Here is a 10,197-nt window from a genome sequence, read left to right on the forward strand (position 1 = left end):
CCGCTGGGCTCAGGTCTATGGCGCCGCGGTATATCAATATGCCCGGACAGGCGGGGGTACAGGAAGGTTTACCGAATATGTGGGGCTGCGCGAGATATTCTGGGCCTCAGCAACCATCCTGGCCGCAGTCTTTGCCGTACTGGGCCGGTATATGACAGGTCAGCCTGACGGCGGAGCAGCGGCGGCGGTCGCAAAGGGCGTCATGCTGCTCGGCGTTGTTTGGGCCGGCACATTCGGCCTGGGACGGTATATATCAGGCAAGATCGGCGGTATGACCGGAGATACCCTGGGCAGCATGAGTGAATGTATTGAGGTTTTGACTCTGCTGATATTATCCATAATGCTGGCAGATTAAAAAATAAAGACCGCAAGCACGACCAGGGAGCGTCTCCCGCTGCCCCGGGGGTTTAAGAAGAGAGGAGGCAAGCCAAATGGGATTAAAACTGGAAGAAGTAATTAGCCGTATTGAACCGGTGAGCGAGGAATGGGCTGTAAAGGCAAGAAAGCATCTCGATAACCTGGCGATTCCGCAAGGCAGTCTGGGGGAGTTATTGAACCTGGCCGAGCAGCTGGCTGCTATCAAAATGACCTTGAAGCCTTCAGTGCGAAAAAAAACGGCGGTCACTATGGCAGGAGACCACGGAGTGACGGAGGAAGGGGTCAGTCTTTTTCCCCGGGAAGTCACGCCCCAGATGGTGGCCAATTTTGTAGCCGGTGGAGCGGCCATCAATGTGCTGGGCGAGGCGGCGGGCGCCCAGGTAGTCGTGGTGGATATGGGCGTGGCCGCCGATCTCAGCGAATTAGTGGAAAAAGGTCAAATCCTTTCCTATAAGGCGGGGTATGGAACCAGAAATATGACCAGGGGCCCCGCAATGACCCGTGAAGAGGCCAAAATGGTATTAGAAGCCGGCATCGATATTGCCGGCCGCTTGGTTGGGGAAGGGGTTGAACTGTTGGCCACCGGAGACATGGGTATCGGCAACACCACCCCCAGCAGCGCCATACTGGCTGCTTTTACAGGTTGTTCCGTTTGTGACGTGACCGGCCGGGGTACCGGACTTGGCGACGATGCTTTAAGAAACAAAATCCGGGTTATTGAAAAGGCCTTAGTGGTAAACCAACCCGATGCCAATGACGCTGTGGATGTGCTGGCGAAAGTGGGGGGGTTTGAAATAGGGGGTATTGCCGGCCTTATTCTCGGCGCCGCTTACCATAGGGTCCCGGTTATCATAGATGGTTTTATATCCTCCGCCGGAGCTTTACTGGCTAAAAAACTGACCCCTGATTCTTGGGGATATATGATTGCTGCCCATCAATCCCTGGAATACGGACATCGTCTTATGCTCGAGGAACTGGGCCTTAAACCGCTCTTAAACCTGAATCTGAGGCTGGGGGAAGGGACCGGGGCGGCCCTGGCCATGAACATCGTAGAGTCGGCCGCACAAGTAATAGGCAAAATGCTTACCTTCGAGGATGCCGGGGTAAGCAGGAATACTGCGGGGGTGATCGCATAATGACTTCCTTAGCCTTTATTAATCATGATCCTCAGGATGCCGGTCCTCAGTATCTGGAGGACCTGGCTACGGGGTATTGGTTCTCGGAAGTGCTGTTTCATGCGGTTGAAATGGAAATCTTTACTTTCCTTGAACCTGATGGAAAACCTCTTGAAGAAATTGCCGCGAAGTTCAACCTGAGCGCAGGTGCTATAAAGCGGTTCTTACAGGCCCTCGGTGCGATGGGATTGATAAATTGTCAGGGGAGTAACTGTTGCAATACCAAAATGTCCAGTAAATACCTGGTTCTGCATTCCCGGTATTATCAGGGAGATTCCATTCTATGGCGGAAGCAGCTCACTGCCAGCTGGCAAGGCCTTAGCAAATGCCTCCGAAAAGGGGGGAGAGTGGATTTTGGCTCAGACCAGCCGGATCAACGACGGGATAGAATAAGAAAATATATCAAGGCCATGGATCGAGTGGCCAGGACTAAAGTTGAGGAGCTGCTTGCCATTTTCGAAGGTCTAAACATGGAGGGCGAGATTCTCGACGTAGGCGCTGGTTCCGGGGCCGTTGCCGCCGGTTTTCTTGAAAAATTTACCGCCATGAAGGCTACTCTTATGGATCTCCCCGAAGTGCTGGAATACACTCGGGAGTTAATGGCGTCCCGGCAATGGGGAGGCAGGATCGACTATTGTGAGGCCAATGTTCTGGAAACATGGCCGGTAGATAAGGAAAGCTATTACCTGGTAATTCTCTCCAACATCATTCACGCCTATTCAGAAGCAGAGGCCGCTGTCCTTTTGGATAGGGCCGCCGAATGTCTAAAACCCGGAGGATTGCTATTAATCCACGATTTCTTCCTGGAACACTATCCTTTAAAGGCAGCTCTTTTCGATTTAAATATGTTCATCAATACCTACAATGGAAAAGTCTTCTCCTCAAAATGGGCTATAAAAGAACTCGATGGCCTGAAACTATACGCAACCGGGCTTATTCCCTTAGCCACAGATACGGCGGTAATCCTGGCAGCAAAAGATAAAAAGATACTGACCAGACTATCGCTGGATAGATCAACTTTTTCCTCTGAATAAGACTACCGGCACAAAGGTTAACCAGGTGGCATACAAAACGGTAAGCGTAAAGTGCAAGGCAGGGCAGGTTATGCAAGCCGCTTCCCTACATTTTGCCGGGTTTTCCAAAAAGGAAATATAACAATTATGTCGAATGGTTGATGTATAAAATCGAATAATGCTGTGTTCGGTTTTCGAGTTACTGTACCTAAAGATAAACCATGGACAGTTGACCGACAGGGTATAGCGGGAAACGGCTATGCCTCCCGATGCGGAAAGGAAACTAGACCAGTGCCACTATGTCCAGGCCTTATTTGTGGTGCTTAGTCAGTTGTTTTCTGCAACTGACTTTTATTATTCATGGGGGGTAGAATTATGAGAAAAAACCAGCAAATCCATTGGTCGTTATGTATTGCGCTATTGTTTTGTTTGCTCTTACCCGGTTTTGCGGCGGCTGCTGACGGAGACGGCGATGGGGATGGTTCCGGTGGAGGAAAGCAGCAGCCTCTGGTCATTGAAAGCGTAGTTCCGGCTGATGGCTCTACTGGTATAACCCTTACCCCTGAGATTAAAATTACCTTTAACAAAAATGTGTGCTATATGACGGTTCGTGAGAGCAACCGAAATTGTTTTTCCATGTGGACGGGGAACACCCGCATACCTATTGAAGTGATCATGGCAGATGATCAGGTGGAACGGGAGAAACGTAATGACGCCATTGTAAAGCCTTTGCAAAAGCTCCAGGCAGGCACTCTGTACAGAATTGAAATAGCTCCCAATATGGAGTCTAAAAGCGGGGTTACTTTAGGCCAAAAGGCTACGGTTACCTTTACCACAGCCGGTGCCGCAGCAGGTGAACAGCCGGTTCAGCAGACTGGAGAGCTGGCATCGTCACCCTCAGCTACACCACCCACAAACCCGCAAGCGGCTGCTCCTTCAGAATCATCTCCTTCTGGGACCGTTGAGGGCAGCCCGCCGGACATGACCCAACAGGAAACAGAATCCGGAACTGTTGCTACGGCAGGACAAGAGCAGGTTCAGCCAGGCCAGCAAGATGTTGCCGAACAGAAGGAATATAGGAACAAGCGAATTGCCGTCGACCTGGTTATCGTCGCTGTCGCCGGGCTGGGGGCCTGGTGGTTTTACAGAAAACGCCGCGGCCTCTAATGAGTTGCCATATTAGATTCAGTGTTAGTGACGCTGCCTGATCATTGCCGCAATAAATATAACAAAGCGTGTTGGGGTGAGTTGTGACGAAAAAGATATGGATGTTTTTGCTCTTTATTGCGGCACCTTTCCTGGTAATTCTGGTTTCATTGTTAATCGGCCGCTATCCGGTTGATATTGCCACCGTTATAAACATACTAGGCTGCCGTATTACCATGCAGCCTTGCTATATCGAAGATATTTATCAGACCGTAGTTTGGGATATCCGTCTGCCCCGGGCCATTTTGGGGGCTATGGTGGGTGGCTGTTTGGCTATTAGCGGGGCGGCTTTTCAGGGATTGTTTCGTAATCCCCTGGTCAGTTCGGGTATCTTAGGGGTCAGTTCTGGGGCCGGGTTTGGGGCCGCACTGGCCATAATCCTTTTTCATAAGGTGGCAGCTATTTACACCTGTGCGTTTGCCTTTGGAATTTTTGCGGTAATTTTAAGCTATTTCATAAGCAAGGTATATAATGGCACTCCCACTATCATGCTGGTTCTGGGTGGAGTGATCGTGTCATCGGTGTTTTCAGCCCTGCTCTCCCTGGCCAAATACCTGGCCGATCCCATGAATGAACTGCCCGCCATCGTCTTCTGGCTGATGGGCAGTCTAGCCTCCGCGCGCTATAGTGATATCATGATAGCCGGTATTCCTATGCTGGTTGGAGTGGGCGGAATAATTCTGATCAGGTGGAGGATAAACGTTTTATCAATGGGTGACCGGGAGGCTCATTCCTTGGGAATAAATACCACATTAAACAAAGGGATAGTCATAGCCTGTGCCACACTAGCCACTGCTGGAGCGGTTTGCGTTAGCGGTATAATCGGCTGGGTCGGTCTGGTAATTCCTCATATAGGGCGTATGCTGGTAGGCAATGACAACCGCGTCCTAATTCCGGTGAGCTTTTCATTAGGGGCTACATTTCTGGTTATCGTGGATGATTTTGGCAGAATCCTAACCGGCTCCGAAATACCTCTGGGTATACTCACCGCCATTTTGGGAGGACCTTTCTTTGTCTACTTGTTAAAGAAGACCAAAGGAGGTGGCTGGTAAGATGGCGCCATTGCTGGAGGTCAGGGATGTAAGTTTCAGATATCCCCAGGCACTCATCCTGGATAAGATAAGCTTCAATATTAACCCGGGAGAGATATTCTGCTTGCTGGGGCCTAACGGCTGCGGTAAAACCACACTTCTGGATTGTATTTTGGGCTGGCTCAAGCCGTATGCAGGCCAGGTTTTAATAAACGGCAGCCCCATCGATAATATGGCCGCACCTCAGATTGCCAGGCAAGTAGCTTATGTACCCCAAATGCACCAAAAAACCTTTCCCTATCTGGTGCGGGATATTGTCCTTATGGGGCGGGCTTCTTTTATTGGCCCGTTTGATGTGCCTTCAGAGGAAGATGTGGCCATCGCGGAAAAGGCTCTGGATATGGTGGGAGTTTCCAGGCTGAAGGATCGTCCCTATACGCAGCTGAGCGGCGGAGAGGGTCAGCTGGTGATGGTGGCCCGGGCGCTGGCACAGAACAGCCCGTTGATAATAATGGATGAACCCACTGCCCATTTGGATTACAGACACGAACTGATAATACTGGAAACGGTAGTTGAACTAGTCAAGCAGACCGGCCTGGCAGTCCTGATGGCGACACATGTACCCAATCACGGCTATTATTTTGAAAACCAGGGGATCAAAACCCGAGCCGCACTGGTGAAGGATAAGCAGATCATGGCCTTGGGAAAACCATCCGAGGTATTATCCGAGCAAAATCTGGGCGAGCTTTACAGCATAAGAACCCGCATCATAAACTGCGGACTTGATGATGGGGGGCATTTAAAACAGGTAGTGCCCATATGTACAATTAACTCAGAAAGTTAAGGGGGGTATAGCGTTGACCACATCAAGAGCCACGCAGCGGCTAAAGCAATGGCGCAGGATCAGCCTGGTATTACTGCTGTTGTTCTTAGCGCTGGCGGCAGCGGGTTGCAGCGGTAAGGCCGTAGACACTTCACCGGCTGAAAAACCGACTCAGATTATCACTGACAGTATTGGCAGGCAGGTAGAAGTACCGATTAATCCAGAGCGTATCGCCTGCCTGTGCCCGGAAGCAGGCTATGCCATAGCCATGTATGGCAAGGCAGGCACTATAGTGGCGACCTCAGGCGGAATGCAGCGAGATATCCTGTTAGTAGAAATGTTTCCCCACCTCAAGGGTTTGCCAGTACCCAAAAGCAATGAAGTAATAAATATCGAAGAATTACTGAGCAGCAAAGCGGAGCTGGTCTTTGTCAAAGGCGATACCACCAGCAATGAAGCCGAAATGGATAAATTAAAAAAGGTCAATATACCGGTGATTGCCCTGCAGTACGGCAATATGGCCGAACAACAATACGCCATGCAAATGATAGCCAAAATCCTGGGCACTGAAGCTGAAGGTCAGCGCTACACCGAGTTTTATCAGCAGACCGTTGCCGAGGTGCAGAAACGGGTTACGGCTGTCCCAGACAAGGACAGAGTCACACTCTATCATTCCACGGCCGAAGCCACCCGCACCGACACCGCCGATAGTCTGGCCGCGGATTGGACCAGGGCGGCCGGGATTACCAACGTGTCAGTGGGCCAGAGTCTGAAGTTCAGCGATGGCAATCATTATGCCAGCCTGGAACAGATACTCTTGTGGAATCCCGACTATATATTGGTTAACGACCCCAACCTGGTGGGATATATTATGGAGCATGAACACTGGCGGCCGCTGCAGGCGGTAAAAAATAACCGGGTTTTGCCGCTGCCCATCGGCATTTCCCGCTGGGGTCATACCTCTTCCCTGGAGACCCCCCTGGCGGTTTTGTGGACAGCAAAACTGGCCTATCCCGAGCTATTCAAAGATTGGGACATGGTCAAAGCGACCCAGGATTTTTATCAGGAGTTCTTTGACTGGCAGTTAGATCAGGCTACCGTCGATAAAATGCTGAAAGGCACGGGCATGCGGGCGGCCAAGAGCTAGATAACCGTGGCATGAAACTGCGGTAGAGCATAGTAATATATTTTTTAAGGCAGGTGAGTAAGGAAACAGTATTAAAGAATTATTAAAACGCGGGAGGTATTATCAATGAATTGCAAAGTTTATCGAAAGTCCACCACAGTACTTATGATGATTCTATTCTTGACGATGGCTGTAGTCGGCAATGTGTCCTCGGCATATGGCCAGGACATGAGTGTAGAATTGTTGTCTCCGGCGGCAACAGCCGTGAGTGGTGATGGCGATGCGGTTGTATTTCAGGTTAATGAAGCTTTAGAGAGTGAAAATATTGTCTTTCAGTGGAATTTCGGCAAAGGCCTGGATAATAATTTGGAGGCCAGTAAAGGCCTGGTTACCCTGGCTGCAGCAGGAGGCGAACCTATCAGTCTGGATATTGCTCAGGATTTCACCTATACTGAGCAGGAACAGCCTAAACTTAAACAATTGGAGCTTAATCTGCAGAATACTGACCTGGAACCGGGTGACTATACCGTTACTTTAGGCGCTGCCATACAGGCTAATAACGGCGATACTCTGGGGAAGGATTATGTATGGCGGTTCAGCGTTGCCGAGGCAGCTGCAGAAAAACCGGCTGCAAATCCTCCTGCCTGGCCCGAGGGAGCGACACTGACTGCATCTGATATAACAGCTGACAGCTTAACCTTGACCTGGGTTGCTGCCAGCGATGCCACAGCTTATAAAGTATTTGTCGATGGTGTGGAAACCGCAACTGTCAATGATGGTGTTTCCATTGAACTGAACGATTTAAAGGCCGGGACTTCCTATATCTTTAAAGTTGAGGCCGGCAATGGCGAGGTCTGGACAGATGACGGTCCCAGTGCAACTGTTGCTACTGCCGAGGCGGAGGCAGCAGAGGCTCCGCAGCTAGTTACGGCTGAAATCAGTAATAAAGGCGATATAAGTATAACTTTTGACCAAGCCATGGCTGATCCTGCCGGAACCGAAGCACAGTTTGCAGTGACTGTCGATGAAGCCCCGGTTGCGGTCACTGCTGTGGAAAACACCAACACCCCGGAAAAGATCAAATTAGTTCTGCAAACCAAAGCAGTGCAGGGACAAGTGGCTGCTATAACCTATACTAAAGGCGATGACGAAGCGCAACAGGTTAAGTCCTTGGAAGGCAGCGCGGTGGAGAGTTTTACCTACCGGATTGGTGAGGCAGAACCCCCGGCGGAACCACAAATTCCACAGCTTACTGATATCAACGGACACTGGGCGCAGGACAACATTGAGCAGTTAGTGGCTATGGGCGCTATAACCGGCTATATAGATGGTACTTTTGGGCCGGATAAAGGCATCACCCGGGCTGAGTTTGTCACTGTTCTGGTCAAGGCTTTTAAGCTGGAGGCTGAATCAGAGAAGACCTTTGCAGACACCGCCAATCACTGGGCCAAAAAGGAGATAGCTATCGCTAATGCTCTGGGTATAGTTACCGGATACGATGCCAATACCTTTGGGCCGGACGACAGCATCACCCGCGAGCAGATGGCAGTCATGGTAGTGAAAGCCGCCAAGCTGACACCAGAGACTGGAAGCACAACCTTTGCAGACAACAGTCAGATTTCGGCATGGGCTGTAGATGCGGTCGCCACCGCCTTCAACAATCAGCTAATCAACGGCTACGAAGACAACACCTACCGGCCCGGCAAGGGAGCCAGCAGGGCTGAAGCTGTGACCGTTATTTTGAACGCTTTGAAAAAAACGGCATAACATACCTCGAATCGCAGAGACCCTCCGGATAAACTGGGGGGTCTTTGCGATAGGGTATTTATGGCAATGCAGTATTATTATGGGCAATTATTGCTTGAAAATGGAATTTAAGCTATAATAATTGAGACTATATTGCGAGCCTTAAAAGCCCTGGCCTTGGACTCCGGTATCCGAGGTGAGGGTATAATTTTAGTAATTGGTCTTGCTCAAATGAGGTAGAGGTATAACATGGCAAAAAAGCACGGCGGAATCAAGCCGGTAGTGGATAATCGCAAAGCGCGCTTTAATTATCATATTAAAGAAACCTTTGAATGTGGACTGGTCCTGGCAGGCACCGAGGTGAAGTCGCTGCGTATGGGCAGGGGCAATCTGCAGGATGCCTACGCTACAGTAAAAGACGGGGAGGTGTGGGTCAACAATTTTCATATCAGTCCCTATGATAAAGCCAACCGCTTTAATCACGACCCCTTAAGGCCTAAGAAGCTATTATTGCACCGTCGTGAGATTAATAGATTGCAGGGCTTTCAACGGGAAAAAGGCTATGCTTTGATTCCTTTGAAAGTATTCTTTAGAAATGGTCTGGCCAAAATGGACCTGGCTGTGGGAGTAGGCAAAAAGCTATATGACAAACGCGAGGACATCGCGGAGCGGGATGCTCGGCGCAACATCCAACAGGTGATCAAATCAAGAATGCAGACTTAATGGAGATAGGGGATGAAACCACATGATCACAGTAAGGCCCGAAATGCCTGGAGATGAAGACGCCATACGTCAGGTGAACTTACTCGCCTTTGGCCGTGATGTAGAAGGGAAACTGGTTGATTTAATCCGCGGATCGCGGTTTTATGTACCCGGATTATCGGTGGTGGCAGTAGACGGTAATATTATTGTTGGGCACATTTTAATGAGTGCCGCTATGCTGGTAAGCAGTCATGATGTGATGTCAATCCTGGCCCTGGCGCCTATGTCAGTGCTCCCCGAGTACCAGGGGAGAGGCATTGGTACTGAAATGGTTCGATTCGCATTAGAGCGCGCGAAAAGTTCGCTTTTTCCAGCCGTGGTAGTCCTGGGGCATCCTGAGTATTATCCGCGTTTTGGTTTTGTCAAGGCATCTGACAAGGGAATATATGCACCATTTACCATACCGGATGAGGTTTATATGGTTTTGGAACTTATACCCAACGTCCTTGATAACGTGACCGGCACAGTGCGTTATCCGCCCTGTTTCGCTGATCTTTAGGTTGTTAAAGCGGGGTTGACAAAGAGCCTTTTAGGGTTTAATATTGCATGTGCGATGAGCATATTATTTACAAGGGGGCGTACTGGTTTCGACGGGGGAATAGATGGGTTGAGTAGCGAGCCGAGTTGTCGCCAGCTCGATAAAAAGGCGAAAAAACAATAACTGCCGAAGATAACTTCGCACTAGCCGCTTAAGCGGCTCGTCCGGCCAGATTTCCTAACGGTCTGGTGCAGGGCGTCACTTAGTTAGGGTACCCTGAAGCCTTCTTCCTCGAGGGGCTTTAAGGGGAAACTAATCGGGGATAGCGCAAAGGAAGCCTGTCTGCGGGCGTCCCGCGGGCGAAGCACAAACCGCAGACTGCGCTCGGAGAGACTCTTCTGGTCTTTCTTTCGGACGGGGGTTCGACTCCCCCCGCCTCCACCAAAAACAAAAGGTAAA

10 protein-coding genes, 1 other RNA gene and 1 riboswitch are annotated in these 10,197 nt (G+C 50.2%); all 11 genes read left to right on the forward strand.

Annotated elements, in window-relative coordinates; all coding sequences use genetic code 11:
- The coding region (locus B2633_RS12020) for an adenosylcobinamide-GDP ribazoletransferase (protein ID WP_483170926.1) at positions 1–355 on the forward strand (355 nt) is incomplete at its 5' end.
- A 76-nt stretch (positions 356–431) separates the two neighbouring features.
- Positions 432–1,514, forward strand: coding sequence for a nicotinate-nucleotide--dimethylbenzimidazole phosphoribosyltransferase (gene cobT, locus B2633_RS12025; protein ID WP_483170928.1), 1,083 nt, complete (start codon positions 432–434; stop codon positions 1,512–1,514).
- A complete protein-coding gene (locus B2633_RS12030; protein WP_483170929.1) occupies positions 1,514–2,587 on the forward strand; it encodes a methyltransferase in 1,074 nt (357 codons plus the stop codon). Before cobT ends, B2633_RS12030 begins: the two co-directional genes overlap by 1 nt.
- A 159-nt stretch (positions 2,588–2,746) precedes the next feature.
- Positions 2,747–2,864, forward strand: a riboswitch (molybdenum cofactor riboswitch).
- A gap of 77 nt (positions 2,865–2,941) precedes the next feature.
- On the forward strand, positions 2,942–3,733 hold the full coding sequence (locus tag B2633_RS12035; protein ID WP_483170930.1) for an Ig-like domain-containing domain: 792 nt from the start codon (positions 2,942–2,944) through the stop codon (positions 3,731–3,733).
- 83 nt (positions 3,734–3,816) lie between these two features.
- The gene (locus B2633_RS12040; protein ID WP_483170931.1) at positions 3,817–4,824 is read left to right on the forward strand and encodes a FecCD family ABC transporter permease; all 1,008 of its coding nucleotides are present in this window, start codon (positions 3,817–3,819) and stop codon (positions 4,822–4,824) included.
- Position 4,825: 1 nt separating this feature from the next.
- Positions 4,826–5,647: an ABC transporter ATP-binding protein gene (locus B2633_RS12045; RefSeq protein ID WP_483170933.1), complete on the forward strand. Its 822-nt coding sequence runs from the start codon at positions 4,826–4,828 to the stop codon at positions 5,645–5,647.
- Positions 5,648–5,660: 13 nt separating this feature from the next.
- Positions 5,661–6,773, forward strand: a complete 1,113-nt coding sequence (locus tag B2633_RS12050) for an ABC transporter substrate-binding protein (RefSeq protein ID WP_483170934.1) — start codon at positions 5,661–5,663, stop codon at positions 6,771–6,773.
- Between the two features lie 105 nt (positions 6,774–6,878).
- Positions 6,879–8,519 (forward strand): S-layer homology domain-containing protein, encoded by a 1,641-nt coding sequence (locus B2633_RS12055; protein WP_483170935.1) that lies wholly within the window; start codon positions 6,879–6,881, stop codon positions 8,517–8,519.
- Between the two features lie 228 nt (positions 8,520–8,747).
- Positions 8,748–9,221, forward strand: a complete 474-nt coding sequence (smpB, locus tag B2633_RS12060; protein WP_483170936.1) for an SsrA-binding protein SmpB — start codon at positions 8,748–8,750, stop codon at positions 9,219–9,221.
- Between the two features lie 22 nt (positions 9,222–9,243).
- A complete protein-coding gene (locus B2633_RS12065) occupies positions 9,244–9,759 on the forward strand; it encodes a GNAT family N-acetyltransferase (protein ID WP_483170937.1) in 516 nt (171 codons plus the stop codon).
- A gap of 73 nt (positions 9,760–9,832) precedes the next feature.
- Positions 9,833–10,182, forward strand: a transfer-messenger RNA (tmRNA) gene (ssrA, locus tag B2633_RS12070).
- The last annotated feature ends 15 nt before the right edge of the window (positions 10,183–10,197 follow it).

This window comes from Syntrophomonas sp. UBA1041, from assembly GCF_002316705.1.
Taxonomy (GTDB): domain Bacteria; phylum Bacillota; class Syntrophomonadia; order Syntrophomonadales; family Syntrophomonadaceae; genus DTU019.